The organism is Rhizobium sp. BK538 (assembly GCF_014197575.1).
In the GTDB taxonomy this organism is placed as follows: Bacteria; Pseudomonadota; Alphaproteobacteria; order Rhizobiales; family Rhizobiaceae; genus Rhizobium.
In genome coordinates this window covers 13,065-39,979 of the sequence record NZ_JACIFT010000009.1, presented here as the reverse complement: position 1 = coordinate 39,979, position 26,915 = coordinate 13,065, and the positions used below count along the sequence as shown (strand labels likewise).

Below are 26,915 nucleotides of genomic sequence, written 5' to 3'. Positions count from 1 at the left end.
AGACTTTGGCGATCTTTCGCGGCTCATGCATTGCCCCATCACCGGCATTGACGAGGCCTCGCCACGCTTTGCGACCTTCTTGCGGAACCGGCTGAGTGTCTCAGCGGCATGCAGTAAGTGCATCATGAGCGGTCGCAGGCGCGAGGCGTCTGACGTCGCTACTCCAACCTATCGCTGACAACGTGACAAACCCGTCACGATCGTGGGAAAATAGGCAGGGCGGAAGATTGTCATTCCAAGGAGTTCTGATCAGCATTGACCAATGATAGGTTGGTGGTTGCCTGTTGACGTGAGCACAGAAAATGCGCCTGCTTATTGTGGAAGACAACGCCGACCTTGCTGCCTGGCTCGCAAAGGCCCTCAGACAAACGCAGTACACTGTAGATATCGCTGCGGACGGCTCTGACGCTGAGCATATGCTACGTCTTGCGACCTATTCGGCCGTTATCCTCGATCTCTCCCTTCCCAAGTTGGACGGCATGACGGTCTTGAAGCAGTTGCGGCGCGCCGGCAACAAGGTGCCCGTCATCATTCTCACTGCAAACGCCAGTCTCGAAGGTCGTGTTGCGGGTCTTGATAGCGGTGCGGACGACTATCTCGCCAAGCCGTTTGAAATTGCGGAGCTTGAAGCGAGAATCCGCGCGGTCATCAGACGTGGTCATGACGTCGCCGCGCCACAAATTGCGGTTGGAGAGCTAATCCTTGACGGCAAAACACGACAATTTTCGCTGAGTGGCCAACCACTACAGCTCACGCCCCGCGAACACGCCGTGCTCGAGCACCTGATGATGAAAGCGGGGGCGACCGTGACGAAAACATCTCTTTCCGAAGGTGTCTTTGGCTTCGACGACGTCGCCGATCCGAGTGCAATCGAAATCTATGTCCATCGACTGAGAAAGAAGCTTGAAGGCAGCTCCATCCAGATCGTAACACTGCGCGGCCTTGGCTATCTGTTGCGCCATGTTTAGCAGCTCAGGATCGCTCGCCCGAAGGCTGAGAGGCGGAATTGCTCGGCTAAGGCGCAGCCTGCGCGTCCAGCTGGTCTCATGGGTCGTCTTGACGCTAGCCGGGGCAATCTGCGTCAACCTCTATTTGAGCTTCCGTTCTGCCACAGCCGCCGCCCAGCTCGTCGCCGATCGCACTTTGCTGGCATCGGCTCGTGTCATTGCCGAGGCCGTGCACGTCGACCACAGTGGCTCCGTTGAGGTCGAAATTCCCCCCGCCGCATTGGAGATGTTTGACACGGGTTTCGGCGATCAGGTGTTCTATCGAGTGACCACGCCCTGGGGCAACCTGCTCTCAGGATATCCCGATCTGCCAACGCCGCTCGTTGCGCTGAAGGGCGAGGATCTGACATTTCGTGATCACGGCATTCGTGCCCTCATGCTTGACCATCCAGTCGTGGGACTTGGGGGCGACGGAACGATTGCTGTGACGGTCGGTGTCACTCATGGCAGCCAATATGCAATTCGACGCCAGCTGTGGCTTTCCGGTTTCGCAAACAGCTTGCGCTTGTCCTACTGGCAGGCCTTGTCACCATCATCGGTCTCCAGCGAGGACTTTCGCCCATATTGCGTCTGCGAGACGCTGTGCGCCAACGTGGTCGTGACCGCCTCGATCCGTTTCCGACATCCATGGTGCAGACAGAACTGCAGCCGCTCGTTCACGCCTTGAACGACCATATGGAGAGCGTGCAAAATCAGATGGCGGCTCAGCGGCGGTTTGTTGCCAACGCCGCTCACCAATTGCGAACCCCGCTGGCGCTGATCGCGACGCAGGCTGCCGTGGCGGCCAGGGAAGTTGACATTCGTCAACGCGATGAAGCACTTCAGGCTCTGCAGAAAAGCACGCGTCAAGTTACCCGGCTGGCCGGGCAGCTGCTTGCCCTTTCGCGGGCCGAGCCCGGAAACCTCCGTCCACGCTTGGACAATACCGACCTGGCGTCCCTCACACGTTCCGTGCTCGAAAATATCGCCGAAGAAGCCTTGAAACGCGGCATCGATCTCGGTTTCGACAATGGCGGTCCAGTGAATGTGACCGGCGATGCCACCATGCTCGGCGAGTTGGTGGTGAACCTGGTCGACAATGCTCTGCGCTATACGCCGCCTGGCGGCTCGGTGACCGTTGCTGTCAAATCGCTCCAAAATACAGCAATCCTGATGGTCGAAGATACCGGCCCGGGAATTCCCGAAGGCGAGCGCGCGCAGGTATTCGAACGCTTCTATCGAGTGATGGGCACACAGACCGAAGGTAGCGGCCTCGGATTGGCAATCGTGCGGGAAGTGGTCGATAGCGCCGGCGGCACGATCGAACTCAGAGATGGAAAAGCCGGAGGACTTCTTGTCCGTGTAGCATTGCCGCTTGGACAGTAAAAACCAAAAGGGCCGAGCGTGCACCCGGCCCTTTCTGCGTTCCAGCAATGCTTGGGAGGATTACTGAACGTCAACCTGCTGTGGCCGCCATTTGGCCAGGCGGTTCTCGATCACGGTCATGATTGCCTCTGCAACCAGCGTAAAGATCATCACGAGGATGATCGCCGCGAACATGCCAGCGGCATCGAACGTGCCCTTGGCAATCGAAATCAGCTGACCAATGCCAAAGCGGGCGCCGACAAATTCGCCAACGATTGCGCCGATAATCGCAAAGCCGAACGAAACATGCAGGCTGGCGAAGATCCAACTCATCGCCGATGGAACGATAACATTGCGGGTTACCTGCCAATTGGAGGCGCCAAGAATACGCGCATTGGCGATCATGTTGCGGTCTGCCTCCCGCACGCCCTGGAAAGCGTTTGCAAAAACCACGAAGAACACCATGATGAAAGCGAGCGCGACTTTGGATGGCAAGCCAAGGCCCATGATCATGATGAAGATCGGTGCAAGCACAACGCGCGGGATCGAGTTGATCGCCTTGATGTAAACGGAAAAGATGTCCGATAGGAAGCGGTTGCGGCCAAGACCGACGCCAACGAATACGCCCGTGATCGAGCCGGCGAAAAAGCCGATCAATGCTTCTTGCATAGTCACCCACAGGTTATACCAAAGTGAACCTTCCGTCGTGCCGTTGAGCGCCCAGTCGTAAAGCCGTTCTGCGATCGCGCTTGGGCTTGCATAGAAAAACGGGTCGATCCAGAGCATTGTGGAGGACAGCTCCCAAAGCCCGAGTGTCGCGACGAGAATAGCGATCTGCCAGAACAAAACCGTCTGCTTGCGACGCTTGATGGACTTCAGCGCCGTCGCTTCAATTTCGGCGTCAGACGTGCCGGGGCGAAAAACGGTGCCGGTTGTCTCCATGGTAACGTTTGCCATTACTAGATCCTCCTATGCGGCTTCGCTCGCGCGGCGATAACTGGTTTCGACCTCCTGTCGCAGATCATCCCAGATGGTCTTGCAGTAGTCGATGAATTGCTGTTCGTACCGGATTTCCGACACGACGCGCGGCCGCGGCAGGTCGATTTTGTAGACCGATTTGACAGTCGCAGGCCCGGCGGTCAGGACATAGACCTTGTCGGCAAGAGCGACAGCTTCCTCAAGGTCGTGCGTGACGAATACCACTGATGCCTTGCGCTCAGCCCATAGTTTCAGCAATTCCTCGTGCATGACGGTGCGTGTCTGCACGTCCAGTGCAGAAAAGGGTTCATCCATCAGCAGGATTTCCGGCTCGTTGATGAAAGTCTGAGCAAGCGAGACGCGCTTGCGCATGCCGCCGGACAATTGATGAGGATAGTGGTTCATGAACTTCGAAAGGCCGACGCGCGCCAGCCAGCGCTTGGCCGATGCTTCCGCAACGTCGCGCCGCTTGCCACGGAACAAGGGGCCGGCCATTACATTGTCGATCACGTTCTTCCAGGGAAAAAGAGCGTCAGTCTGAAAGGCAAAGCCGACGCGCGGATCGATGCCAGATACAGGCCCGCCCATCAGGCGGACTTCGCCGGCGCTCGGTCGCGCAAGGCCGGTGACAAGATTGAGCGTCGTCGACTTGCCGCAACCCGTCGGGCCGACCACGGCGACGAACTCGCCGCGTTCGACAGTCATGTTGAAATCGCGAAGCGCTGTGAGAGACTTGCCGGTCGGGGAAACGAAGCGGCGATTCACATTGATCAATTCGATCGCTGGATCATGGGTTATATGCTCTGTCATGAGATATCCTCGCGCATGCCTATCGGCGCATACGGGTGCTTTTGTTCAAGGGAACCGGTTCCGGCTCGACCGGACGCGCAGCGAAGGGGCGCTTAGTCGACGTTCTTCACGAATTCCGTCGTATAGGTCTTCGAAAGGTCGATTTGCTTGCCCTTGACGTTTTTGGAGAATTCCGAGAGTACGGCAAGAACGGTCTTCGGGCCGTCTTCCGGCATGACGCCGTCCGGCGTGAACATACCCTTGCCCGCGCCGAGCGCGGCGATATAGCCGTCCTTGTCACCGACGTAGAAATCCTTCGGCATTTTTTCGGCGATCTCGGCGGCAGAATGCGTATTGATGAATTTCAGGGTTTTTACGAACGCATTGGCAAGCTTCTGAGCGTCCTCCTTATGTGCGTCGACCCAGGCCGTTTCCATGTAAAGAGAGGCAGCTGGATAGGTGCCGCCGAGCGCCTTGCGTGTGGACTCGACGGTGCGCATATCGACGAGAACCGATGCCTCGCCGGTCTTGACCATGCGCGAAATTGTCGGTTCCGTCGTCATACCCGCCTGGATCTGATCCTGCTGCATGGCGGCGATGAAGGTGCCTCCTGCGCCCACGGGAACGGTGACGACATCTCCGGATTGCAACCCAGCCTTCGAGGCCATGTAAAGGGTCAGGAAATTGGTCGAGGAACCAAGCCCCGTCACGCCGAGCGTCTTGCCCTTAAATTCGCTGGGGGCATTGATTTCAGGGTGCTTGCTCGAAACAAGCACAACCTCGCCCGGCGCCTGGCTGAACTGGACGATGGATTCGACGAACTTGCCTTTCGCCTGCAGATCAACGCAATGATCATAAAAGCCGACAACCCCCTGCACGGCGCCGGCAAGCAGCTGATTTTCTGCATCAACGCCTGCAGCCTCATTCAGAAGTTCGACGTCGAGGCCTTCCTCCTTGAAATAGCCAAGCGCCTCGGCGAGCTTTGCCGGCAAATAGATCTGCTTTTCGTAGCCGCCGACCATGATTGTGATCTTGTCAGCAGCATTGGCCGAATTTGCGGTTGCCATGGCGGCGCCGGCAAAGAAGGCGGAAATGAGAGCGGAATGAAGAAGTGCGCGTGTACAACGCATAGACTGTATCCTCCTGATAATTTCAGCATCGCCAATAACACACGGGCTCGTGTCTCCTCCACGATGCGACGACCAAGGTATCAGGCCAAGCTTTCAGCCCGCTTTCAGCCAGTGCCGCTAAAACTCAAAATCACGAGCGACTGTTAGCGCAGGTACGCAGGACGACGGGAGGCTCTTCAAACCAACTCAACCATCATCGCGCGCGGCCTCGACGAGAGGCAGCCGCGCGGTTCTCGGGCTGGCGCAGACAGTGGAAATCGCTTGACCTCAGCCGACGCCAATATCGCGCTGCGCTACACGCTGCTGTCGATTGTCGGCGTGATCCTCGGCGGCGGCGCGTTCATCGGCGGCCGGATCTCACCGGCAGCGGGCGATGAGGACGTTATAATAAAGATCCTCGCTCAGGGCGAGAAGGAGCTTCGAGCCCACATGGCGACGCTGATGACCAAGGAAGCAGACGCCGACGCGCGCCGTCCCTGAACGCCCCGGTGACTACTCATCGGAAGTGTGATGTGGGTCTCCTGCGTTTGTGCCGGTCAGCAGTTCAGCTTTGCTGCATTTCCTCGGTTATCACTTCGAAACGGGAAAGCGTTGCGGGCCCGAACGCTGTCGACAGGGCAACATCCGTCGCGTCGCGACCGGTTGCCATCAGAATTCGCCCGATGCGCGGCGTATTGTGCCGGGCGTCCACCGTCTGCCAGTGACCGCCGAGATAGACCTGGAACCAGGCGCTGAAGTCCATAGGATTGGGATCGGCCGGCACGCCGATATCTCCGAGATAGCCTGTACAATATCGCGCCGGGATATTCATGCAACGGCACAGCGTAATGGCAAGATGCGCAAAATCCCGGCAAACGCCAGTCTTGTGGGTAAAGCCGCCATATGCGGTTCGAAGTGGATCGGCCTCCAGGTAATTGAAGGTGATGTGATTGTGGACGAAGTCGCAAATGGCCTGCACACGCGGCCATCCGAGCGGCGTTGACGAGAACCGTGCCCAGGCGAAATCGGCGAGCCTGTCGGTATCGCAGTAGCGGCTGCCGAGCAGGAAGATCAGCACCTCGTTCGGCAAGTCGTTGATCGCATGCTGAACGGCGCTTTCCGGGACGATATCCGGCTGCCCGCTGTCATAAATCTCGAATTCGGTGGAAATCGTCATCAGCCCCGGCGGCGCGACAATGCGGCTGCAGGCATTGCCGAACACATCGGTATAGTTCCAGGCCTCGATTTGCCTGTCGAAGGTCAGTATCTGATCGCTGAGAAGATCGACACGGCGGGAGGGATGAATGTTTAAGACCATAAGCATCGGGGTCGGCTGTATACACTCGTAGCCTATATGAAATCCGGCACGTATTTTCATCCTACATTCCTTATTGGAGAGATCGGCCATGCACGGAACGCAATTGCGAAACGTCGACGGCATTGCGGAGTTCCCGCGAGTTTGCGCTTTCAGTTCATTGGGTCGTAACGTTGACCTGCACCGTCATGCCGTCGAAGTCGGCAAGGCTGCCATCATAGCTGCCGCTCAACGGAACCGCCTGGCGGGGGTCACGTGCGACTGCCACGCGAATAAGGTCGCGATTGCCCACGATGCCGTTCGTCGGATCGAACTCGGTCCAGCCTGCGCCGGGAAGATAAACCTGGCACCACGCATGTGTGGAGCCTCCTCCAAGCGTTGGGCTGCCATCGCGGTCGGCGACGTAGATGTAGCCGGTAACGAAGCGCGCGGCCAGTCCCAGCGAGCGGACTGCCTCCATCATCAGTAATGAAAAATCGCGACAGGATCCTGAACGCAGCGAGAGGGTCTGAACCGGCGTCTGTGTTCCGTGTTCAAGGCGCCGGCGATAGGAAAAGCTCTCGCTGATGGCATAACAGAGTGTCATCAGCAGATGGCCGGTTTCCGTCGGCTGGCCGCAACGGACAAACTGGCGGGCCCAACGTCCGATCTCGTCGCTAGAATCGCGGTAGTGACGCTGGATTGCCGGCGCGAGATCGGGAACCTCGTCCGCATCGTACGAAAACGGGTAGGTCAAGGCGGCATGATCGATCTGGAAATCGAGTGCGAGTTGAGGCGTGTGATCGAGCGTGATCCGGGTTTCGAAACGCAGCTCGCGAGCCGAAGATGCAATATCGACCAGCGCGACACAGTTGCCGAAAGCATCATGTATCCATCGCACACGATGCGGCTTGGGGTCGGTCGCCAGGGATGTATCGATAAGCCGTTGATCGAAGCTGTCGCGGGGCCGAAACATCACCCGGTGCTCGCCGAAAGCAACTTCGCGCAAATAGCGATAGGAGGTGACGTGACGAACGGAGAAGATGGTCATGGTCGCGCCTACCCGCAAACCGGGCGTTCTCCCCAGATGTCGCGAGCCGCCTCCGTGCTCTCGGCCAGAAGGGACGGATTGATGACCGCTGCGTATCTGCCTGCGTGTTTTACAAGCGCCGCCTCATAAGCTTCGAGAAAGCGCTCTATGTCGAACCGAGTTTCGCTGGCGATATAGACGGGCCAGTAAAGAATATCGCGGTCATCAACAGACGTCAGTTCGGCAAGTCTGTGCGCTTCAATTTCGAACGTTCCGTCCCGCATTTCGGAATGCATTCCGAAATCGTCGACGATCCAGTGATCGTTTTCCATGGGGTCCATCGACCTCCAGCATACTTGGCAACACGGCGGCCTGCACCAGGTTGGTGACCGGCCCGGAAAGCGACAGCGACCGGGTCGCCATGGCGAGCTGGTTCGTCTTGCAGCCATAACCGTGTGTGCGTGTGAATTCTCACCGGAGCGCCGCCGTCGTCCAGCCACCGCGCCAGCGAACCGTCGCCCTCCGATAGAGGTCGCACAATCGGATTTGTTGTTGCGAGATACATTCTAAGCGCTGATTTCTTTGTCGTCGACAGCAGAGATTTGCTCACCTCGAAAGCCAGCTTTCATCAAGATGCGATCCAGCATCCTCAGATTTGCGACGTCGAAGAATTGACTAGGTTCGGAAGACATTGAGTCCTCCTTGTTGGATCCAGGACTTTATTCCTAGGTGACTTTGCCGGTATGACGCCAGCCAATCACTAACCATGCGCTCTTTGCAAGCCCATCGCAACCCCATTCGGGCATCACGGGTTGATAAGACGGCCCAGAGCCTATTTGGAGGTGTAGCAGGAGGCTGGGCCATGGCGTTCAACGCTGAACCAGCATTGAGGAAGCCTTCGGCGCTGGCAGTTTCGGAGCGACGGGTACTTATGCTCTACCTTCGGGATTCACTCGCATACCAGCATACACCCGCTGACGGCAGATGGACATGCGGAGCTTGTGCGGCCGATCCTCGACGTGAACGCCGTCGTGAGAGATTTGACGGACGACATCTGCCAGACGAACGAAATTTACTCTGATGAAATCACAGCGGGCCCGGTTCGACTTGTCAGAACATCGCAAGCTTTGCTGAAAGACCGGATCATTACGCAAACGATCCATCAATGCGGAAGGAGATTGCGGCACTGGAGCAGCAGCGGTCCGCGTTCGACATCGTAATCCGAACTTACGAGCCAGAGTACGCCCCGGCAACGGAATCTGGTGTAGTACGGCGGCGCAGGCAGCGCGATAACGATGTCTCCGATTTATTCAGGGATTATGACCGCCGTGGCTTTTTGCTACGCACGCTCCGCGAGGCGGGACATCCAATCTCGACTGCGGAGTGCGCCATGGTCTTTGCCCGAGAGATCGGACTGCAGACGGACGACATCCGGCTTGGCAAGATCGGCAACAGCCTTTCGCAGACTCTCGACCAGCTTGCTAGGGCAAACCGCGTGCGACGGGCCGGAAAGGTCGATGGCCATCGTTACCTTTGGGAGGTGGCCATCTAGCCTCCTGATTTCATTCGATCCAGAGTACCGGCGGGCTTGACTGGATAGGGCGGCGGCATTGTCTATTGGATGTTGAAACGAGGGACGCTGATCGACTGGGAGGCGTTCTCACCGTCGCGAAAGCGATCCGGCTGGTATAGCGGATAGAACGCAAGTTCGAAGAGTTGTCGAGACCCCGAGGGGGCTTACCGAAAGGTGGCCCCCTTGATGCTTTCTAGCAAAAGCTCAGTTTAGCTTTGCAAAGACGCCCGCAAGCGTTACCCATTTATTATGGCCTAGCTGCGGATCGAAATAGGCGCTTTCTACTGTCATCATGAACCTGTGACGCTGTCCATCCCAACTGCCACGCTGACGCTCCATGGTGAAGAACGTCGTGTAGAATTCGCCATCTTGCGTTTTGATGGTGGCGTTGTATGCGCCATAATTTCTGCTACTTGCGTTATAGATCGTGTGTTTCGCAAGACCTTCCATTGATCAAGAGTCCCAGTGGACTCAGTAGGAACCGAGGCTTCATAATTTCTTCTTTGATGTGATCTGACACTGCAACGTGCGAAGACTTTCCTATAACAATCAGGAGATTACCAAAGCCTTCGCACATGCGTATCGGCCGCCTGTTCATCGGGGTTCTCCCCGCCCTCCCATACAAGGTTTGGTGGATGGTTTCCCTGCCAGTAGCCGCACAGGTTCCGCGACGTCTTCCCCGACATGGCGAAGTGGATCATTCCCCATAGCAGCATGCCATTGTCGACGTGGCGATTGTCCTCACGCCAGGCGATCTCGGCCGCGTACCAGTCGAAATACCGGACCGAGAAGCGATGGTGGATGCCGACGTAGGCTCGCTGGATGCGGCTGAAGAAGCTTTCGACGTGGTTGGTGTTGACCCCGCCCTTCGTCTGGTACTCCTTGCTGTGGTTGACACGGAACAAGTCCTGCAGGCCAGCGAGGGCGTCGTACGAGAAGTGTTCGTCGGCATGGATGCGCGACCCCTTGCTGTCTTGCTTCTTGAAGAACTCCCAGGCCTCGTTCGGATCCTCGCTCCGGGTGACGCGCGTCAGGGTCTGCTCGCGGCCGCGGCCGAACGGCGTCTTCTCGCGCAGCGTCAGGATCGTGAGGCGCTTGAAGTTCTGGTACTCGCCGCGGCGTCGGTCGATCCGCTCTTCCTTGCGGTTCTTCTGCTTGACGTGGCCGCCGGCATACTTGCCGTCAATGTGGATCTCGCCCTCGAGCATCATCCGGAAGCGTCTGGTCGCCACGGCCTCGCGCATCTTCATAAGCAGGACCCGGGCCGTCTTCTATTGGACGCCGAGCTCACGGGAGAGCTGAAGGGCGCTCTTGCCCTTCACGCTGTTCACCGAGAACCAGAGGCCCGCCAGGATGTCCTGGAAGCTCATCTTACGGAACGCGAATACGGTGCCCGTCGTCACCGAGAACTCCCGGCGGCAGGCCTGACACTTAAAGCGTCGACGCCGGATCTCCCAGCAGGTCGCGTGCGAGCAACGGACGCAGGTCGGGCGTCCCTCCGTCGCCGGCCAGCGGATGAGGCAGAAGGCCTTGTAGGACTTGGCTTCGTCGAACGACCGGAGATGGTTAAGCGTAAACGTCCGGCAATACGGGGACAGCAGGAAGTGCTGGTTGCCCCAATATTTCCACCCTCCGGAGAACCTCCAGATCGGGCGCGGCTTTGCGCGGCTGCGGAATGACGGACGGCAGGTTGTCGGAGACCATGTTCAATTCCCAGAAATATACGCGATACGACGGGACCTCGCCGGGTCGGCGAGCGGAAGGTCAGCGTTGGCGTATTCGTATGATCCTGAACATGCCGCGGACCATACGAGCGCGATCAGCGGGAGTCGATCGGAGTGCTGGTGGCAGTTGCTACAATGCGCTGCGGCGAGTCGAACGTTCAAGGGCATGTGAGACAACTCGCATAAATAAACTTGCTTCACTTCATTCGAAGGCGCATCTTTTCGGCCTCGGCAGCAATTATCAGGGCTCTGCTGTTTAGGGTCCCCCACCCTTGCCCCGACCGAAAGGAGGACACCCATGTCTTCCGACTTTTATCCTCAAACATAGCCGCAAAATATTGGTCAAGGTCTATCTGGCGGTCATGATAGGCCCGGTCGCTATTCGCGGCGTGGCGCTAGAATACCGCTCCTGACGCACGGAGACAAAATATGCAAAAAATTACATCACCTCATTTCAATGTTGATGATCTGCGCCGAGAGGCAGAGTGTTGTCGTGTATTTGATGAGATCGCCCGGACCATTGCGATTTCAGCAATAAATGCAGGATGGCGGGAGGGGGAGGCAGCGCTGGCGCTGGCGGATGCTGCCGAGCGCTATGTCCTTTATCTGGCCTCGCCCGTTCGGCTGCAGTTCTTACCAGCAAATTCAAACTCGCCCTCGGGCTAAGACTGAGTATTTCCTTATCGCCGAAGCCTCTGCTGGCAACAGTAACCCTTTTGCGCCATACGCAGAGGCGGCGATACTGGATCTTTGCAAGTAGAGTCGCCCGCGCCCGAACGTAAGGCGTCCTCCGTGGTGAATTTTGCAAAAGGTAAGTTGGCCCGGCCCGGCGGCGTATTTCTGGCACCCTCCATTGTATTGCTACTGGATCAACGCCACTTATGAATATGGGTCTGTACCCGACGGATAATTCAAAGCATTTCATCTGGATCGCCCATCGGACATCTCCCTGCCGAAGCTGGAGACAATACGATGGATGATCTACCCAAAATTACTGGGATGAATGTAGACGAGCGCATTGCAGTCCTTCAACAACTGTCGTCGTACCTGAGATTTGGGTCGAAAAAATCCGCTGCGGCTGGCGACAGCATCATGGCCCTGAGATTGGACGAAATCGAGCGTATCGTACAGGCCCATTGCAGCCATGTTGCTGGCAACAACGCGATCGGCTCGGCCCAGATCGTTCATCGAGCCATATCTGCCCTCGCCGCCTTTCAGTTCAGCAGGCAGCCAAGCTCGAGAAAATAAGCCAACTCAACGCAGTGGCATATCGGACCGCGGAATAGGAGGCAGCATGCCTTACGATCAAAAGAAGTCTGGCCAAACGAACGAAGAGGAAACGCTTGTTCAAAGCGTGCTAGAGGAGGCCGGATACACCGGACAGGTCACACCCACGGACGGTGACCAGCTCGACCCGGCCGCGCAGCTGTTGGTGAAGTTGGTCAGGCAAGGCATCACGGACCGTGGTGTTCTGTCCGGCGAACTTGGAAAGCACTTCGGCCATGTTCCGGTGGAAACGGTGCTGTACAAACCCATCAACAAAAATCGCCAAGCTATTCAGGGTATTCCAATGACCAGAATTCCTGCTGCAAACGAGACACACGCAGGCTCCGCCTTGCAAGCTGCGGCGCCCCAAGAGACTGTCTCTTCAGAGAATGATCAATTACAAGCCGACTTGGCGCTAGCGCGAAAATACCTGAAACATGATGATATCGAGATCGCGGCCCAAGAAGCGCGGATTTCAGGTGCATCGCTTCGAGGCGAACCTACGTCGCTGGCTCTGCAGGAGTTGAACGGATATTTTGCGCGGCAACGCTATCACCGCTTCGAATTGAGATTAATCGAGGCGCGGATCAAAGCTCAATAGAACTCGCTGGTCTCCCCTAGCTTTCCCAGATCGCCAGAATGAGCGACGGCGAAGCCGCCCTCGTGGAATGTCGCCTTACGACATTCCACTGCCATGCTACCAAAGCGATCGAATTATGCAATTTTACGTCGTACTCGTTCGAGTGCTTGCCGCCTCTTGACGACGGCGCTTTGTTTGAGGATCCTACACTGCGGTTCTTCGCTGCGACCAGGGGTCAGGTCGTCCTCTTCGACAACTGCAACGACATGAGCTGTGCCCATCGCCCTCGGTTTGCCGCGACCGCTGGAGCCTAGAGGGCGGTAATTGAGCACCTATTCGATGATAGGCTGTGCACTGCCTTCAAAAGAGAAATCGTGCTATCGTAGATCTGGACAGAGAGGCACTTATCATGATCGCACGGAGAGACTTCACTTACGCCGAATGGAGCAGCCTCTTGCAGCTTTACAGGCGCGAGCACGCTGCCCTTGCGACCGATCAGGGCCGGAAATTCAAGGCGCTCGGCATAACCGAGGAAATGGTCGGCGAAACAGGCCTCAGTGCCGCAGGTAAGCGGCTGGTCGAGCACGAGCTCCTGTTGGAGCGAAGGAACCGGCTTCAGCGATGACGTCGTGACTGAGAGCCCTTGCCGTTGGATACCAATTTAGGCGGGCCGGCCTCCCAGGCATGCCGGATGCGATGAGCCAGATTGCCGTTGCCGCTTGTCGCCGGAGGCACGGTTCGCGGCGTTCTCTTTCTCGAAAGCGCGGAACGGCGGGCTTTCACCGCCGAGGACGAGGTCGCGCTTTCCATCGTCGCCAGACAAGCGGCGGTGGCTCTGGCGCTGGGCGAAAAGCTCTCACTGGAGACCGGCTCTCACCGGGTCGCTCCGGCCGAACACTCGGCTTCGGAACAGATGATTCGGGTCGTTCATCACAGCTTTGACGACAGCGTTTTCGTCGACGGCGACTATGTTATCAAGGGAATCGCGGGCCGGCTTCTTGTCTCCATGCTCGAACAGCATCTGGCAAACGGCACGCTCGAATTCACCAACCGCGAGATCCGGCTCGATGCGGCACTGAAGCTGCCGCAGTTCAAGGACAACCTGGAAACGCGGCTGCTTCTTCTGCGTCGCCGGTTGGACGAAAAGCAGCTTCCGATACGGCTGGTTCGCCTCGGCCGCGGCCGGATAGGCATCCGCATAGAGGGCCGGTTGCGGCTCCGCAAGGATATGGCATAAAAGGACGTGAAAACCGGACGATCCTACGCTCAGCGGGCGAAGACTCCATAAGCAACTGCAAGAGTTTGCAGATAGAATGTTAATGTGCTGCCCTACCGAAATCGCTGGTCTTGGCCTCGGGACGTTCGCGACATCCTTCACGTTTGCGTTGGGCTGTACCCTTGCCAGACCGGAAACACGCTTACTCGACTGCGAACGTTTTGTTGGTGGCGCGAGAAGAACTGCTTCGCCTCCGGCGCGCCACCATGCTGAGGCCACGAGTACCAGCTGGCACTCCGCAGGGTCGATCAGGCTGCCTTGACGGGTAGGCTCTCGGCCCTGTATGCGATGAGGTCTTCGATCGTAATCAGATGAAGACCGTGCCGTTCGGCAAACGCTTCAAGCTCTGGCAATCGAGCCATTGTTCCGTCGTCGTTGGCAACCTCGCAAATCACACCTGATGGAAACAGCCCCGCAAGCCTTGCAAGGTCAACGGCCGCTTCCGTGTGCCCGGGGCGGGAAAGGACGCCATGCGGATGGGCTCTAAGCGGGAAGATATGCCCCGGCCGTGCAAAATCCTCTGGACGTGAGCCGTCCGTGACAAGAGCTCGCACGGTTGCAGCGCGATCGGCAGCGGATATGCCTGTCGTCGTTTCAGGGATGTAGTCCACCGAGACGGTGAATGCAGTCTTGAGAACTTCGGTATTGCGCGGCACCATCAATGGAATGTCGAGTTCATCGAGCCTCTCGCCTTCCATCGCGACGCAGATAAGGCCGCGGGCGTAGTTCATCATGAACGCGATCGATTCCGGCGTAACTGCTTGCGAAGCGATCACCAAATCGCCTTCATTTTCCCGGTCGCGATCATCGACAACGACCACGATCTCGCCACGTGTAATTGCGGCCACCGCCTCGTCGATCTTGGAAATTGCCATCCTTTTGCCTTTCAAGGGTTAGCCGCTTTTAGCGGCGAGCATGGCCTGTTAGAGCCACCGTTTTTCCCTTGGGCGAACAAGCATAGGAAACGCCGCTCATCACGCGGTTCCGCTGCGTTGCTCTCTTCCATCCGGACTATGACCGTCGGCTCCGGCATCTCACCGGATCTGCTGACCCTTCGTTTTAGCGAAGGCGCTCGCGGGCTCCGAGTTGCCTCGATACCGCCGGTGGGGATTTTCACCCCGCCCTGAGAACGTCTTTAACATAAGCAATCGGTGCCTGGTTCTGCAAGAGGCTTCCAGCAGTTCAACCATCGGGAACCCGGTTCTCCTGGTGAACGCACCGTTCCCCATTGTCGAATGAAGTTACGACATGATCAAACCGCCATCGACATTGATGGTTTGGCCGGTGATGTAGGCGGCGTCGTCGCTGGCAAGGAAGGTGACCAGACCGGCGACGTCCTCGCCAGATCCGGCCCGCTTCATCGGAATACCTTCGACCCACTCCTTCATCAGCTCCCCAGGGCCATAGTTGCCCAGGAGCTTGCCCCACGCCTGGTCGTTATAGGCCCACATGTCAGTCTCGATGATGCCAGGGCAGAACGCGTTGACGGTGATACCTTCGGTCGCGACTTCCTTTGCGAGGCTCTGGGTAATGCCGACGACGCCCATCTTCGATGCGGCGTAGTGTGGCGTATAAATGAAGCCGTCGCGCGCTTGGCCGGAGGCGGTGTTGATGATGCGGCCGCCGCGTCCATGCTTACGCATGCGCAGAATTGCTTCTTGCGCGCACAAGAATACGCCCTTTGTGTTGACCGCCATGACTTTGTCCCACTCGCCTTCCGTCATGTCCTCGATGCGGGCGATGGTGATGACCCCGGCGTTCTGGATCGACACGTCGACGGTACCGAAAGCCTTCTCCGCCGCGTCATAGAGTGCCTTGACGCTGGTCTTGTCAGTGACGTCTCCAACGAAGGAAATGGCATTGCCGCCATCCACCTTGATCTGCGCGGAGACTGCATGGACCGTCTCTTCATTGGCGGAGACCACTAGATTGGCCCCTTCCCTTGCGAAGCGCTTGGCGATCCCAGCGCCGATGCCGCGACTGCCTCCGGTGATGACGACGGTCTTGTTTTCGAAGCGTTTCATAGTTTCTTCCTTTCGCGGTGCCTGACGATATCGGGCGGCCGCAAAGCAACCCAAGTGCGTCATGCCCCTTTTCAAGCGGCTGCAGAAATGATCCCGGCAAACTCTAGAGCCTTCAGCGATGCGCCTCCGACCAAGGCTCCATCCACATTTGCCGCCCCGAAGATGTCGGCGGCATTCGAGGCCTTCACGGAGCCACCGTAGAGAATCCTGACCCTGCGCCCGTCTAGGCCAAGCCGCTCTTCGAGCATTTGTCTAATCGAAGAATGGATCTCCTCGATCTGATCTATGGTCGGGACCAGACCAGTTCCGATAGCCCAGACCGGTTCATATGCGATGGCCACGTTCGAACTGGTGGCACCCGCTGGAATTGAACCGCGTAGCTGTCCACCGACGACTTCGATCGCCTTGCCGTCATCGCGTTCACTGCGGGTCTCGCCCACACAAATGATTGCGGTCAGTCCGGCCTCATGAGCGGCGGCGACCTTGGTCGAAACGACGGCATCACTCTCGCAATGGAATACGCGACGTTCGCAATGACCGAGAATGACGAAGCGCGCACCCGCATCGACGAGCATTTCCGCTGATACGTCTCCGGTGTAGGCGCCTGATATCTGCGGATGGCAGTCCTGGGCGCCAATAATAACGACAGAACCCTTTGCGCGTTCGGCGGCCTTTTCTATCAGCGTGAAGGGCGGGCAGACGACGATATCGCACGTCGCCTCGCCCGTTAGTCCCTTCAGCGCCTCGATCTCAGCCAGGGAGGAAGCGAGACCGTTCATTTTCCAGTTGCCGGCAATCAGCTTTCTCATCGCATCACCAGCAGCAGAAACCGCCGTCGACAAGCAGATCAACGCCCGTCACAAAGCTTGCCGCATTCGACAGCAGGAACACGGCCGGGCCGACCATTTCGTCGACCGTTGCCATGCGCTGCATTGGCGTCTGCTCTTCGAAGAGCTTGGTCTGATGGATCATCTCCGGACGCGTGTTCATCGGCGTCGCGGTGTATCCGGGCGAGATAGTGTTGACGCGGATGCCGCGGTCGACCCATTCCATCGCCAAGGATTTCGACATGTGGATCACGCCGGCCTTGGAGGCGTTGTAATGCGCCTGGCTCAGTCCCCGATTGACGATCACGCCGGACATGGAAGCGATGTTGACGATGGCGCCGCGCCCGTTTTTCAACATAGCGCGAGCCTCGGCCTGGCAGGAAAGGAAGACCCCTTTCAGATTGATGTCCATCAACGCCTGATACTGGTCCTCCTCCATCTCCTCTGCGGGGCTGGCGTTGGCAATGCCCGCGGCGTTAACGGCAAGTGTCAGTGCGCCTAGCTCAGCCTCTGTGCGAGCCACCGCGTCTCCCAGGGAAGACTTGCTGGTGACGTCGGCTGCGATCTTAAGAAAACGACGGCCGGCGGCCTGGATGTGCTTGGCGGTTGTGGCCAATCCGTCGTCGGTGCGACGGTCGAGCAGTGCGACGTCGGCGCCGCACTGTGCTAGGCCGATGGCAATGCGCTGCCCAATCCCGCTCCCAGCACCGGTCACGATGGCAACCTGGCCGCTGAGATCGAAAAGCTTCGGGGCGTTGAGAGTGATGTCGGACACCGCTCTTCCTTTCTCTGTCTGTTTAGATCGTAGCTAGCTCCATGACAGAGACGTCGTTTGCCTCGTCACGATTGAGAATTCCTGCCTGCTTGCCCTGGGCAAGAACGAGAATGCGATTTGAGACGCCGAGAACTTCCTCGAGGTCGGAGCTTACGACGATGACCGCAACGCCCTGCTTGGCGAGGTTGACGATGATGTCGTAGATGCCGGCGCGGGCGCCGACGTCGATGCCGCGGGTGGGTTCGTCGAGCACAACCACCTTGGGATCGCGCATCAGCCACTTGGCGATCACGACCTTCTGCTGGTTGCCGCCGGACAAATCGGAGGCATACTGCTCCGCACGACCCTTGACGCCGAACTTGGCCACCGCCTTTTGCGCGAACGAGCGCCTGACGCGCGGTGTGATCCAACGCCCGCCCAGCTTGTCGAGGTTGGCATAGATGATGTTTTCCCCGATACGGTGCCCGACGACCAAGCCCTGCTCCTTGCGGTCCTCGGGAACCATGACGATGCCCTTGGCGATCGCGTCGGCAGGATCGCGCAGTCGAAGCTCCTCGCCTTCCAGCTTGATCGAGCCCGCGCCGATCGGATCGGCGCCCGAAATCGCGCGGACAAGCTCTGTGCGACCGGCACCGACCAATCCGGCAATTCCGAGGATCTCGCCTGCCTTGACGTCGAAGGTGATGTCACGGAACGAGTTGTCCAAAGAGCTGAGACCGGACACCTGAAGGACCGGGCGATCCGTTGGATCGGGCAGTGTCGGAAACATGCGGTCGAGCGAGCGCCCGACCATGCTCTCGACGATCGTGCGCACGGGCGTCGAGCTGTCAGCGAATTCCTGCACACGCTCGCCGTCGCGAAGCACGACGATCCGATCGGTGATCTGCTTGATCTCTTCCATGCGGTGAGAGATGTAGATGATGCCGACCCCCTCGGAACGAAGCTTCCGGACCTGTTCGAAAAGTGCTTCGGTCTCCGCGCCACCGAGGGCCGCGGTCGGCTCATCGAGGATGAGGAGCTTGGCGTTCAAAGCCAGCGCCTTGGCGATCTCGATGAGCTGCTGATTTGCGGTCGAAAGGCCGGCGACCTTCCGCATCGCTGGTATGTGCAGGTTCAGTCGGGCGAGCTGCTCCTGGGCGCGACGAACCATCTGCTGACGGTCGACCACGCCGTTCTTCATAGGCCAGCGACCGATGAAGACGTTCTCCGCGATGGAGAGCTGCGGCAGGAGCTGCAGCTCCTGATGGATCAGGACGACGCCATTGTCGATCGCCTCTCTTGGGGTGGCTGGGGCATAAGGCTGCCCCAGCCATGTCATGGAACCTTCGGATGGGGTGCGTGACCCGGCGATAATGCCGGAAAGCGTCGACTTGCCCGCTCCGTTTTCACCGAGAAGTGCGACCACTTCGCCCGGATGGACGTCCAAGCTGATATTCTTCAGAACCTGGAGCGGTCCATACCGCTTCGATATGCCCCTCAGCGAAAGAACCGCATCAGTCACGGCACACCTCCTCAAGACCTCGACTTCATTACGGATGGTTGGCGATGAAGCCTGCGACGTTTTCCTTGGTCGTCAACGTAGCGTCCAGGAGCTGGACCGGCGGCACCTTCTTGCCGGCGACAAGCTTGGCGGCGTTTTCGACCGCGTCGCGACCCATCTTCTGCGTCTGCTGCGTTGCAGTCACGTCGAAGACACCCTTGCTGAGGGCTTCGAGGGCAGCGGTATCACCGTCAAAGCCGCCAACCACGATCTTCTGAGAAGGATTGGCAACCTTGATGGCCTGTGCAGCACCAAGTGCGAGTGCGTCTGCCTGGGCAAAGACGATCGACACGTCCGGATTTGCCTGGAGCATGTTCTGCATGATCTGGAATCCTTCATCCTGGCTCCAGATGTTCGAGTACTGCTCGGCCACGACCTTGACGTCCGGGTTTGCCTTGAGAGATTGAGCGCAGCCCTTGGAACGGTCAACTTCGGGCGTCGTACCCTTCTGGCCATGGATGATGACCATTTTGCCCTTGCCGCCGGCCTGCTTCAGAATGAAGTCGCACACGGACTTTGCGGATGCGACGGAGTCCGTCGCAAGGAAGGTGTCGCCTGGTGCGCCGTCGGCATTGCGGTCGACGTTGACCACCGGAATGCCGGCGCTCTTGGCAAGCTTGACCGGAACGGTCGCAGCCGCCGCACCTGCCGGAATGTAGATCAGCGCGTCGATGTTCTGGGTCAGAAGGTCCTGGATCTGGTTGACCTGTGTCGGTCCGTCACCTTTTGCGTCGACGGTGACAACTTCGATGCCATGCTTTTTAGCTTCGGCCTCGACCGACTGCTTGATCTGGTTGAAGAAGTTTGCCTGGAGATTGGCAACCGCCAGGCCGAGCTTCTTCAGCTCCGCTGCGTGTACGGGTCCGAGCGTGAGACCGAGCAGTGCGGCAGACGCGAGCATGGTGCGCGCAATTTTCATTGTATTTCCTCCGTTGTTTGATGGAACCCTCGGGTATTTCCTCCCCCTCGGGGTATTGATCCGCTCCAGGACTTGGGGCGGAATTCCACGAGCCCGCCGACGCGGCGGACCCACTCGTCAGGCGCGATGTCGACGAATGGTCTCCGCGCCAACCGCAAGTACGATGACGATCCCGATGATCACTTGCTGAAGGAACGGCGAAACATTGAGTAGGTTGAGGCCGTTGCGAAGGACGCCGATGATAAGAACGCCGATCAGCGTTCCTCCGATCCCTCCGGCGCCGCCCGAAAGCGACGTCCCGCCGATGACGACCGCAGCAATGGTGTCCAGCTCATAGCCCAGGCCGCTGGAAGGCTGGACAGAGTCCAGGCGGGCGGCGAGTACGATGCCGGCCAGTCCGGCAAGGACCGCACTCACGACATAGACACCGATCGTCACGAGCTGGACGTTGATACCGGCCAAGCGAGCGACTTCCGGGTTTCCGCCGACAGCGTAAAGCATGCGGCCTTCGGACCGGAAGCGCAGGAAGAGCCCGGCTGCAAGCACGACAGCAAGCATGAGAAATACGGTGGCAGTCAGCACCCCGAAATGGCGATCGATCGCGAGCATCATGAACCAGTCGGGGAATCCAACAATCTGCTGGCCATCCGTGATCATGTTTGCGACGCCGCGAGCTGCGGACATCATGGCCAAAGTGGCGATGAACGCCGGCACTCGGAATTGCGTCACCAGGAGTCCAACAATCAGACCGGAGACGGCGGATGCGACCAGCCCGAAGGCGATCCCGACAGGCAGCGGAAGTCCGGCAACGTTAGCGGTCCAGCCCATGACCATCATAGCAAGGGCAAGCACCGAACCAACCGAGAGGTCGATGCCGCCGATCAGGATGACGAAGGTCATTCCGACCGCCATGATGCCAAGGACGGTGATCTGATCGAGGATGTTGAGGCCGTTTCGAACGGACAGAAACGCGTCGGTGCTGAAGCTCAGAAAGACGCAAAGCGCGAGCAGCCCCACGAGTGGGCCGGTGGCGCCCCTGAGCTTGGCAAGCCAGGTGCCGGACGAGAGCCTCTGTTCATTGATGTCGAGCGCCACCATCGTTCCTCCCTGGATCTCGTCGGTCGTCAATATTTGTTCAATGCAGAATATTTATTCACGCCTGCCGGAAAATTCATTAACAAGTTGCTTTAGGGCTGTCAACAGGATTTGTCCGTGCCCGTCATGGCACGATGTTTGTCTGAGGGGGTTGACTAAACGTGTTCGTATGCAAAAATATTGGATAGTGAATATTTATGCACAAGAGGAATCCATGGATACGACAGAACTCGAGCGCCTCGCTCGCGAGATCCGATTGCGCGATCTTCAGGCCGTCTTCGAAGCAGGTGCCGGCCATATCGGCGGGGAAATGTCGGTCATCGATATCCTGACGGCCCTTTATTTCCGCGTGCTGAACGTTTGGCCGGACCAACCAAAGCACCCCGCTCGGGACAGGTTCGTTCTTTCGAAGGGCCATACGGCGTGTGCCCTGTACGTGACCCTGGCAAAGCGCGGCTTCATTCCGGAAGAGGAGATTTCCACCTTCCTGCGGCCGCACTCGAGACTGAACGGGCATCCTAACTGTAATAAGGTTCCGGGTGTCGAAACGAACACCGGGCCGCTTGGCCATGGTCTGCCCGTTTCGGTGGGTATGGCGAAGGCCGCCAAGCTCTCCGGCGCAAAGTATCATACATACGTCGTCACCGGCGACGGAGAGATGCAGGAGGGTTCCAACTGGGAGGCGATCATGGCCGCGGCCCAATTCAAGCTGGATAACCTGACGCTGGTCATCGACCACAACAGGTTCCAGCAGGGTGCCGCTCTGGCCGACACCAACGATCTCGCGCCGCTGCGCCCGAAGCTCGAAGCCTTCGACTGGGAAGTCACCGAGGTCAACGGAAACAATATGAGCGAGGTCGTCCCGGCCCTCGAACACAGGGGATCGCGGCCGCACTGCATCGTGGCCCACACCAACAAGGGTCATGGAATCTCGTTCATGCAGGACCGCGTCGACTGGCACCACAAGGTCCCGAGCAAGGAACAGTACGAAATCGCATTGGCAGAACTGTCGGAGGCACTGTGATGAACGCGCCAGTAAACGCACCCAACCTCCACGATTGCCGCGACGCGTTCGCAGCGACGCTCGAGCGCCTGGCAGCCGAGAACGAAACGATCGTCGCGGTCTGCAATGACTCCGTAGGCTCCTCCAAGCTCGGCGGCTTCAAGTCGAAGTTTCCCGACCGCCTCGTCAATGTCGGCATCGCGGAACAGAACATGGTCGGCGTTGGAGCAGGTCTCGCCAACGGCGGGCGCCTTCCATACGTCTGCGGCGCCTCTCCCTTTCTGACGGGGCGATCGCTGGAGCAGATCAAGGCCGACATTTCCTATTCGAATGCAAACGTCAAGCTCGTGGGCATTTCCTCTGGAATGGCCTATGGCGAGCTGGGGCCGACCCACCATTCGATCGAAGACTTCGCCTGGACGCGCGTCCTGCCCAATCTTCCTGTGATCGCGCCATGCGACCGCATCGAGACTGCCGCGGCCGTCGAGTGGGCGGCGACCTACCATGGGCCATGCTTCCTGCGCCTTTCGCGCGTGGGTGTGCCCGACCTTCTTGCGCAAGGTCACAGGTTCGAGCTTGGCAAGGCAAATCTCCTGCGCGACGGTTCGGACGTCACGCTCATTGCCAACGGCACTCTGACCCATCGCATGGTGAAAGCAGCCGAAATCCTTGCAAAACACGGCATCAGCGCCAGGGTGCTCAACCTTGCAACGGTTCGCCCGATCGACGAGGAGGCCATTATCGCCGCGGCGATAGAAACCGGCGCTATCGTGACGGCCGAAGAGCATTCGATCTTTGGGGGGCTTGGCTCTGCGGTCGCTGAAGTGGTGGTCGACAATGCTCCAGTCCCGATGAAGCGTCTGGGTGTTCCCGGCATCTACGCTCCGACCGGATCGGCGGAGTTCTTGCTCGACGAGTTCGGCATGGCACCGTTTGCAATCGCCGACGCCGCGCAGTCGCTGATCAAGCGCAAGTAAACTGGTAGCACCTAATCAAGCCGGGGCGCACTCGCCGCCCCGGCCCGAATGATCTGGGAGGATACGATGCGGGTTATTCTGGCGATCGACCAGGGCACGACCAATTCCAAGGCAGTTCTCGTTTGCGAAAAGGGTGAAATCGTCGCCAGAGGCTCGGCTCCTGTCGGCATCTCCTATCCAAGGCCCGGCTGGGTCGAACAAGATCCACGCCGGCTCTACGCCTCTGTCTGCGAAGCAATCGACGCCTGCTTGAAGGCCGTACCCGATGTGACCATCGAAGCCGTGGCGATTTCCAATCAACGCGAGTCGGTCACCGCCTGGGACGCCGACACGGGAGAAGCATTAGGCCCGGTGCTGAGCTGGCAGTGCCGACGCACGGCGCAAGATTGCGAGCGTCTAGTCGCCGAAGGTCGTCTTGACCGTGTACAGGCTCTCACCGGCCTTCCCTTGGACCCGATGTTTCCCGGTTCGAAATTCCGATGGCTGCTCGACCGTGTGCCGACAGGCCGATCGGTCCGACTTGGAACGATCGACAGTTGGCTTGTGCACTGCCTGACCAGCGGGGCCCGGCACGTCTGCGATGCCTCGAACGCTGCCAGAAGCCAATTGTTCGACCTTCAGCAGCAGAGATGGAGTGAGGAACTCGGAGAGATTTTCCGCGTCGATACCGCATTCCTCCCGGAGGTGCTCGACAGCTCTGCGGATTTCGGCGCGACGCATGGGCTTCCGGGCGTACCGGACGGCACACCTATCAGGGCCGCAATCGGCGATAGCCATGCCGCCCTGTTCGGTCATGGAGCGTTCAAACCGGGCGATGGCAAGGTAACCTTCGGAACGGGCTCCTCGGTGATGACGACACTTCCTCGGTTCATCGCCCCGTCCAACGGCGTCACGACCACTGTCGCATGGCGCATCAGCGGAAAGCCGACTTTCGCCTTCGAAGGCAACATTCTCGTTTCCGCCGCAAGCCTCCCCTGGATGGCGGGCATTCTCGGCCTCCCCGATGTGGCCGCCTTGGTCGACCTGGCGGCGACCGCTGAACCAGGAGGACCAGGCTTCGTGCCCGCCTTCGTAGGACTGGGCGCACCCTACTGGAACTCCGACGCGCGGGCCCTCTTCTCGCAGATCAACTTCAGCACGACGCGTGCTCAGATGGCACGCTCAGTGACGGATTCGATCGCCTTCCAGGTCCACGACGTGATCGCTGCCATGCGCGCACAGAGCGGCGGCGAACTCGGCGCCCTTTATGTCGACGGTGGACCAAGCCAGAACCGCTTCCTGATGCAGTGCGTCTCGAACCTTGTCGAACACGCCGTCATCCAATGCGAGGCGCCCGAGGCGTCGGCGCTCGGTGCCGCATATCTGGCGGGACTATCACTCGGCCTGTGGAGCGATCTCGGGGTCATCGCGGGACTGCCTCGAAGCAAGCAGGTCATTGCCCCGGAACGCGTGGATCGGGATGCGCTCCTGAATACCTGGAATGATGCTCTCGCCCGCTCGACGTCGCGCCAAACACCGGCTAAAGGTGAATAAAAATTCACACCGGGATCAGCGATGTCTCGCCTAAACGAACTCCGCCTCATTTCAAGAGTCGCCCAGATGTATCACATCGAGGGACGGCGACAGGCGGAAATCGCACAGCATCTTCGGCTGTCGCAGGCAACAGTCTCCCGGATGCTGAAGCGCGCTGAGGCGGAGGATATCGTCCGGACGAGCGTCATCCCGCCTGTTGGCACCTACAGCGAACTCGAGGCGGGCCTGCGTGAAAGGTACGACCTGCCCGAGGCAGTTGTTGTGGAGTGTACGGAAGACCGCGACGGAGCCATCATGGCCCGGATCGGAGAAGCGGCAGCTCATCTCCTGGAGGTCACACTTGCCCCCGGAGAGATCATCGGGGTTTCGAGTTGGAGTCAAACCATCTTCAAGATGGTGGAAAACATCCACCCTCAGAAGAGCGCGCAGGCGAAATACGTCGTTCAGACGCTAGGCGGCATGGGCGATCCATCGGTACAGACCCACGCGACCCAACTTACGACACGGCTTGCGCGGCTGACCGGTGCGGAGCCGAAGCTTCTTCCTGTGCAGGGAGTGACCACCTCGCGAGAGGCCAAGCTCCTCATGCAGTCCGATCCATTTGTCAGAGAGACGATGGACTTGTTTGGCAGCATCACGCTTGCGATCGTCGGCGTCGGAGCCGTCGAACCCTCAGAACTTCTCGCACGGTCGGGCAACATCTTTTCGTCGCGGGAGCTTGCTGATCTCGCAGATGCAGGTGCCGTCGGCGACATCTCGCTCCGTTTCTTCGACAAAAACGGCAAAGCGGTGAAGACGCCCTTGGACGAGCGCGTTATCGGCATCCCGCTTGAGGATCTTGCGCGGGTCGATCGCGTCATCGCTTTGGCTGGCGGCTTGAAAAAGACGGCCGCTATTGCCGGCGCGCTGCGACTTGGGGTCATCGGCATGTTGGTGACCGACAAGTTCACCGCCCAGCGATTGATCGATCTGTAGAATCGCTTTCCGGAAAACACCGAGCCACCTAAAGCCGATCCAAGCGGCATAATTTCGGCTGAACGCGTAATGGACCAGTTGTAACATTCGTGGAACCGGTCATGACGCTCCGCGAGCGCAATGCGCACGTAGACGCCATCCCGGTACGCAAGCCATGCTTTGGACCTCGCCGATGTGGATGCGGGTTGGCGAGCGCTGTCGCTGTTGGCTTCCAGGTGACGAAGAACCGAGAGCACCATTTAGAAATTGCCAGGCCGAATATGCGTCAGCCCATGGCAAGCATTATTGGGGCGGCGGCGTTCAAAAGGCAGGACTTGGTTTGGTTAGCGCCCTGAGGCTTTGCGCCTATCAGCGCTTTACCAGATGGATGCCTGCCAAGGTGCAACGGACCGATCCGCCCGCTTTTTCGATCGTCGGAATATCAAGGGCGACGGGTTTGACGCTTTCCTCGATCACGGCAAGTTGATGCCGGTCGAGGCATGCGAGTGCGGTGGTCGAAAGCGCCAGGATACGGCCGTCCCTTCCCTGAAGCTCCAGGGCGTTGCCGGCAAAGTGCGAAATCTGCTCGTTCGTCAGCGCAACGATGCTCCGGCCGGAACGCTCCAGTCTGGTGACGATCTCCTGCCGCCTGGCAGGATCGGTCATCATCTCCAGCCCGATCATGGCGAAATCGGTGGCGATGCACATCAGGACGTTAGTGTGATAGACCGAGACGCCGTTTTCGTCGCGGGCGTCGAACACCATCGGCTCGTAGTTGAAATGGGTCGAGAAGCGTTCGAGCGCGATCGGATCGGTGCGATCGGAGCGCACCGCATAGGCGACCCGGTCGATGTGGTCGAAGACCATAGCACCGGTGCCCTCGAGAAAGAGCCCGTCGGATTCAAGGCCCGAATGTCGATGACCTCCTGCACCCGATAGCGGGTCTTCAGCATTTCGATGACGTCGCTGCGCCGTTCGCGGCGGCGGCTGACGGCCTTCATCGGATAGATCGCGAGGTGACCGCCGGTATGGGTCGAGAACCAGTTGTTGGGAAAGACCGAATCCGGTGTCTGCCGACCGGTATCCTCGAAGAGATGCACCTCAACGCCGTGACGTCCGAGCGTGTCGGCGGCCTCAGTTATTTCACCATACGCCACGGACGACAGATCCTCCCTCATGTCCTGACTGGTCTGGAAATGATTGTCGGCCGCCGTTTCCGTGTTCACGCTAAAATGGTGCGGGCGCACCATGACCACCGCGGAGGGCGCTTGAATGGAGTAGGCTGAATGTCCAGGCAT

26 protein-coding genes, 4 pseudogenes and 1 riboswitch are annotated in these 26,915 nt (G+C 58.8%); of the genes and pseudogenes, 13 read left to right on the top strand and 17 right to left on the bottom strand.

What is annotated here, in order from left to right; genetic code table 11:
* The first annotated feature begins 302 nt into the window (after window positions 1–302).
* Window positions 303–968: a response regulator gene (locus tag FHX09_RS12755; protein WP_132591275.1), complete on the top strand. Its 666-nt coding sequence runs from the start codon at window positions 303–305 to the stop codon at window positions 966–968.
* Window positions 961–2,372, top strand: a pseudogene (locus FHX09_RS12750) (sensor histidine kinase). The gene FHX09_RS12755 and the pseudogene FHX09_RS12750 overlap by 8 nt, the downstream one beginning before the upstream one ends.
* A gap of 60 nt (window positions 2,373–2,432) precedes the next feature.
* On the opposite strand, the gene FHX09_RS12745 reads toward FHX09_RS12750, so the two are convergent.
* The 3 genes from FHX09_RS12745 to FHX09_RS12735 form a co-directional block, all read right to left on the bottom strand.
* Window positions 2,433–3,308: an ABC transporter permease gene (locus tag FHX09_RS12745; protein WP_007787814.1), complete on the bottom strand. Its 876-nt coding sequence runs from the start codon at window positions 3,306–3,308 to the stop codon at window positions 2,433–2,435.
* 12 nt (window positions 3,309–3,320) lie between these two features.
* Window positions 3,321–4,139: an ABC transporter ATP-binding protein gene (locus tag FHX09_RS12740; RefSeq protein WP_184450090.1), complete on the bottom strand. Its 819-nt coding sequence runs from the start codon at window positions 4,137–4,139 to the stop codon at window positions 3,321–3,323.
* Window positions 4,140–4,231: 92 nt separating this feature from the next.
* Complete coding sequence (locus FHX09_RS12735; RefSeq protein ID WP_184450088.1) at window positions 4,232–5,248, bottom strand: ABC transporter substrate-binding protein; 1,017 nt, start codon at window positions 5,246–5,248, stop codon at window positions 4,232–4,234.
* Window positions 5,249–5,512: 264 nt separating this feature from the next.
* On the opposite strand from FHX09_RS12735, the pseudogene FHX09_RS12730 reads away from it, so the two are divergent.
* Window positions 5,513–5,611 (top strand): annotated as a pseudogene (locus FHX09_RS12730) (ABC transporter permease); the annotation flags it as partial.
* A gap of 181 nt (window positions 5,612–5,792) precedes the next feature.
* Here FHX09_RS12730 and FHX09_RS12725 read toward each other — a convergent pair.
* The 3 genes from FHX09_RS12725 to FHX09_RS12715 all read right to left on the bottom strand — a co-directional run bounded on the left by FHX09_RS12725 (window position 5,793) and on the right by FHX09_RS12715 (window position 7,883).
* On the bottom strand, window positions 5,793–6,605 hold the full coding sequence (locus FHX09_RS12725; protein ID WP_132591269.1) for a transglutaminase family protein: 813 nt from the start codon (window positions 6,603–6,605) through the stop codon (window positions 5,793–5,795).
* 94 nt (window positions 6,606–6,699) lie between these two features.
* Window positions 6,700–7,572, bottom strand: coding sequence for a transglutaminase family protein (locus tag FHX09_RS12720; RefSeq protein WP_184450086.1), 873 nt, complete (start codon window positions 7,570–7,572; stop codon window positions 6,700–6,702).
* Window positions 7,573–7,580: 8 nt separating this feature from the next.
* Complete coding sequence (locus tag FHX09_RS12715) at window positions 7,581–7,883, bottom strand: hypothetical protein (RefSeq protein ID WP_184450084.1); 303 nt, start codon at window positions 7,881–7,883, stop codon at window positions 7,581–7,583.
* A gap of 1,058 nt (window positions 7,884–8,941) precedes the next feature.
* Here FHX09_RS12715 and FHX09_RS12710 point away from each other — a divergent pair.
* Window positions 8,942–9,103, top strand: coding sequence for a hypothetical protein (locus FHX09_RS12710; RefSeq protein WP_165933124.1), 162 nt, complete (start codon window positions 8,942–8,944; stop codon window positions 9,101–9,103).
* A gap of 225 nt (window positions 9,104–9,328) precedes the next feature.
* Here the strand turns inward: FHX09_RS12710 and FHX09_RS12705 are convergent, their stop codons facing one another.
* From FHX09_RS12705 to FHX09_RS30330, 3 genes and pseudogenes are all read right to left on the bottom strand, one after another.
* The gene (locus FHX09_RS12705) at window positions 9,329–9,574 is read right to left on the bottom strand and encodes a hypothetical protein (protein ID WP_184450082.1); all 246 of its coding nucleotides are present in this window, start codon (window positions 9,572–9,574) and stop codon (window positions 9,329–9,331) included.
* A 107-nt stretch (window positions 9,575–9,681) separates the two neighbouring features.
* Window positions 9,682–10,383 (bottom strand): annotated as a pseudogene (locus tag FHX09_RS12700) (IS1595 family transposase); the annotation flags it as partial.
* Between the two features lie 12 nt (window positions 10,384–10,395).
* Window positions 10,396–10,527: a hypothetical protein gene (locus FHX09_RS30330; RefSeq protein ID WP_281040968.1), complete on the bottom strand. Its 132-nt coding sequence runs from the start codon at window positions 10,525–10,527 to the stop codon at window positions 10,396–10,398.
* Between the two features lie 750 nt (window positions 10,528–11,277).
* Between FHX09_RS30330 and FHX09_RS12690 the strand changes: the two genes are divergently transcribed.
* The 5 genes from FHX09_RS12690 to FHX09_RS12670 all read left to right on the top strand — a co-directional run bounded on the left by FHX09_RS12690 (window position 11,278) and on the right by FHX09_RS12670 (window position 13,931).
* Window positions 11,278–11,514, top strand: coding sequence for a hypothetical protein (locus tag FHX09_RS12690; RefSeq protein WP_184450078.1), 237 nt, complete (start codon window positions 11,278–11,280; stop codon window positions 11,512–11,514).
* A gap of 306 nt (window positions 11,515–11,820) precedes the next feature.
* Window positions 11,821–12,096, top strand: a complete 276-nt coding sequence (locus FHX09_RS12685) for a hypothetical protein (protein WP_132591257.1) — start codon at window positions 11,821–11,823, stop codon at window positions 12,094–12,096.
* Window positions 12,097–12,142: 46 nt separating this feature from the next.
* The gene (locus FHX09_RS12680; RefSeq protein ID WP_184450076.1) at window positions 12,143–12,715 is read left to right on the top strand and encodes a hypothetical protein; all 573 of its coding nucleotides are present in this window, start codon (window positions 12,143–12,145) and stop codon (window positions 12,713–12,715) included.
* A gap of 388 nt (window positions 12,716–13,103) precedes the next feature.
* Window positions 13,104–13,319, top strand: a complete 216-nt coding sequence (locus FHX09_RS12675) for a hypothetical protein (RefSeq protein ID WP_132591253.1) — start codon at window positions 13,104–13,106, stop codon at window positions 13,317–13,319.
* An 81-nt stretch (window positions 13,320–13,400) separates the two neighbouring features.
* On the top strand, window positions 13,401–13,931 hold the full coding sequence (locus FHX09_RS12670) for a GAF domain-containing protein (RefSeq protein ID WP_246699431.1): 531 nt from the start codon (window positions 13,401–13,403) through the stop codon (window positions 13,929–13,931).
* A gap of 287 nt (window positions 13,932–14,218) precedes the next feature.
* Here the strand turns inward: FHX09_RS12670 and ribB are convergent, their stop codons facing one another.
* The 7 genes from ribB to FHX09_RS12635 all read right to left on the bottom strand — a co-directional run bounded on the left by ribB (window position 14,219) and on the right by FHX09_RS12635 (window position 21,153).
* Complete coding sequence (gene ribB / locus FHX09_RS12665; RefSeq protein ID WP_132591251.1) at window positions 14,219–14,845, bottom strand: 3,4-dihydroxy-2-butanone-4-phosphate synthase; 627 nt, start codon at window positions 14,843–14,845, stop codon at window positions 14,219–14,221.
* Between the two features lie 115 nt (window positions 14,846–14,960).
* Window positions 14,961–15,105: riboswitch (FMN riboswitch) on the bottom strand.
* 106 nt (window positions 15,106–15,211) lie between these two features.
* Complete coding sequence (locus tag FHX09_RS12660; protein WP_184450074.1) at window positions 15,212–15,994, bottom strand: glucose 1-dehydrogenase; 783 nt, start codon at window positions 15,992–15,994, stop codon at window positions 15,212–15,214.
* Between the two features lie 71 nt (window positions 15,995–16,065).
* On the bottom strand, window positions 16,066–16,803 hold the full coding sequence (gene tpiA, locus FHX09_RS12655; RefSeq protein WP_132591247.1) for a triose-phosphate isomerase: 738 nt from the start codon (window positions 16,801–16,803) through the stop codon (window positions 16,066–16,068).
* A gap of 4 nt (window positions 16,804–16,807) precedes the next feature.
* Window positions 16,808–17,596: an SDR family oxidoreductase gene (locus tag FHX09_RS12650; RefSeq protein ID WP_132591245.1), complete on the bottom strand. Its 789-nt coding sequence runs from the start codon at window positions 17,594–17,596 to the stop codon at window positions 16,808–16,810.
* A 22-nt stretch (window positions 17,597–17,618) separates the two neighbouring features.
* Window positions 17,619–19,097, bottom strand: a complete 1,479-nt coding sequence (locus FHX09_RS12645; RefSeq protein WP_184450072.1) for a sugar ABC transporter ATP-binding protein — start codon at window positions 19,095–19,097, stop codon at window positions 17,619–17,621.
* 28 nt (window positions 19,098–19,125) lie between these two features.
* The gene (locus FHX09_RS12640) at window positions 19,126–20,055 is read right to left on the bottom strand and encodes a sugar ABC transporter substrate-binding protein (protein WP_132591241.1); all 930 of its coding nucleotides are present in this window, start codon (window positions 20,053–20,055) and stop codon (window positions 19,126–19,128) included.
* Between the two features lie 117 nt (window positions 20,056–20,172).
* Complete coding sequence (locus FHX09_RS12635) at window positions 20,173–21,153, bottom strand: ABC transporter permease (RefSeq protein ID WP_132591421.1); 981 nt, start codon at window positions 21,151–21,153, stop codon at window positions 20,173–20,175.
* A gap of 211 nt (window positions 21,154–21,364) precedes the next feature.
* Between FHX09_RS12635 and FHX09_RS12630 the strand changes: the two genes are divergently transcribed.
* From FHX09_RS12630 to FHX09_RS12615, 4 genes are all read left to right on the top strand, one after another.
* On the top strand, window positions 21,365–22,174 hold the full coding sequence (locus tag FHX09_RS12630; RefSeq protein WP_184450070.1) for a transketolase: 810 nt from the start codon (window positions 21,365–21,367) through the stop codon (window positions 22,172–22,174).
* Window positions 22,174–23,130 carry a transketolase family protein gene (locus FHX09_RS12625; protein WP_184450068.1) on the top strand — a complete coding sequence of 319 codons (957 nt, stop codon included), beginning with the start codon at window positions 22,174–22,176 and terminating at the stop codon, window positions 23,128–23,130. The genes FHX09_RS12630 and FHX09_RS12625 overlap by 1 nt, the downstream gene beginning before the upstream one ends.
* Before the next feature lie 66 nt (window positions 23,131–23,196).
* Window positions 23,197–24,663, top strand: coding sequence for an FGGY-family carbohydrate kinase (locus FHX09_RS12620; RefSeq protein ID WP_184450066.1), 1,467 nt, complete (start codon window positions 23,197–23,199; stop codon window positions 24,661–24,663).
* Window positions 24,664–24,684: 21 nt separating this feature from the next.
* The gene (locus tag FHX09_RS12615; RefSeq protein WP_007787785.1) at window positions 24,685–25,638 is read left to right on the top strand and encodes a sugar-binding transcriptional regulator; all 954 of its coding nucleotides are present in this window, start codon (window positions 24,685–24,687) and stop codon (window positions 25,636–25,638) included.
* Between the two features lie 348 nt (window positions 25,639–25,986).
* On the opposite strand, the pseudogene FHX09_RS12610 reads toward FHX09_RS12615, so the two are convergent.
* Window positions 25,987–26,915 (bottom strand): annotated as a pseudogene (locus FHX09_RS12610) (arginine deiminase-related protein).

Bases quoted from the DNA above. Each gene is read 5' to 3' on its own strand.
- FHX09_RS12755 (WP_132591275.1), top strand. From the start codon at position 303: ATGCGCCTGCTTATTGTGGAAGACAACGCCGACCTTGCTGCCTGGCTC.
- FHX09_RS12745 (WP_007787814.1), bottom strand. From the start codon at position 3,308: ATGGCAAACGTTACCATGGAGACAACCGGCACCGTTTTTCGCCCCGGC.
- FHX09_RS12740 (WP_184450090.1), bottom strand. From the start codon at position 4,139: ATGACAGAGCATATAACCCATGATCCAGCGATCGAATTGATCAATGTG.
- FHX09_RS12735 (WP_184450088.1), bottom strand. From the start codon at position 5,248: ATGCGTTGTACACGCGCACTTCTTCATTCCGCTCTCATTTCCGCCTTC.
- FHX09_RS12725 (WP_132591269.1), bottom strand. From the start codon at position 6,605: ATGAAAATACGTGCCGGATTTCATATAGGCTACGAGTGTATACAGCCG.
- FHX09_RS12720 (WP_184450086.1), bottom strand. From the start codon at position 7,572: ATGACCATCTTCTCCGTTCGTCACGTCACCTCCTATCGCTATTTGCGC.
- FHX09_RS12715 (WP_184450084.1), bottom strand. From the start codon at position 7,883: ATGGAAAACGATCACTGGATCGTCGACGATTTCGGAATGCATTCCGAA.
- FHX09_RS12710 (WP_165933124.1), top strand. From the start codon at position 8,942: ATGGTCTTTGCCCGAGAGATCGGACTGCAGACGGACGACATCCGGCTT.
- FHX09_RS12705 (WP_184450082.1), bottom strand. From the start codon at position 9,574: ATGGAAGGTCTTGCGAAACACACGATCTATAACGCAAGTAGCAGAAAT.
- FHX09_RS12690 (WP_184450078.1), top strand. From the start codon at position 11,278: ATGCAAAAAATTACATCACCTCATTTCAATGTTGATGATCTGCGCCGA.
- FHX09_RS12685 (WP_132591257.1), top strand. From the start codon at position 11,821: ATGGATGATCTACCCAAAATTACTGGGATGAATGTAGACGAGCGCATT.
- FHX09_RS12680 (WP_184450076.1), top strand. From the start codon at position 12,143: ATGCCTTACGATCAAAAGAAGTCTGGCCAAACGAACGAAGAGGAAACG.
- FHX09_RS12675 (WP_132591253.1), top strand. From the start codon at position 13,104: ATGATCGCACGGAGAGACTTCACTTACGCCGAATGGAGCAGCCTCTTG.
- ribB (WP_132591251.1), bottom strand. From the start codon at position 14,845: ATGGCAATTTCCAAGATCGACGAGGCGGTGGCCGCAATTACACGTGGC.
- FHX09_RS12660 (WP_184450074.1), bottom strand. From the start codon at position 15,994: ATGAAACGCTTCGAAAACAAGACCGTCGTCATCACCGGAGGCAGTCGC.
- tpiA (WP_132591247.1), bottom strand. From the start codon at position 16,803: ATGAGAAAGCTGATTGCCGGCAACTGGAAAATGAACGGTCTCGCTTCC.
- FHX09_RS12640 (WP_132591241.1), bottom strand. From the start codon at position 20,055: ATGAAAATTGCGCGCACCATGCTCGCGTCTGCCGCACTGCTCGGTCTC.
- FHX09_RS12635 (WP_132591421.1), bottom strand. From the start codon at position 21,153: ATGGTGGCGCTCGACATCAATGAACAGAGGCTCTCGTCCGGCACCTGG.
- FHX09_RS12630 (WP_184450070.1), top strand. From the start codon at position 21,365: ATGGATACGACAGAACTCGAGCGCCTCGCTCGCGAGATCCGATTGCGC.
- FHX09_RS12625 (WP_184450068.1), top strand. From the start codon at position 22,174: ATGAACGCGCCAGTAAACGCACCCAACCTCCACGATTGCCGCGACGCG.
- FHX09_RS12620 (WP_184450066.1), top strand. From the start codon at position 23,197: ATGCGGGTTATTCTGGCGATCGACCAGGGCACGACCAATTCCAAGGCA.
- FHX09_RS12615 (WP_007787785.1), top strand. From the start codon at position 24,685: ATGTCTCGCCTAAACGAACTCCGCCTCATTTCAAGAGTCGCCCAGATG.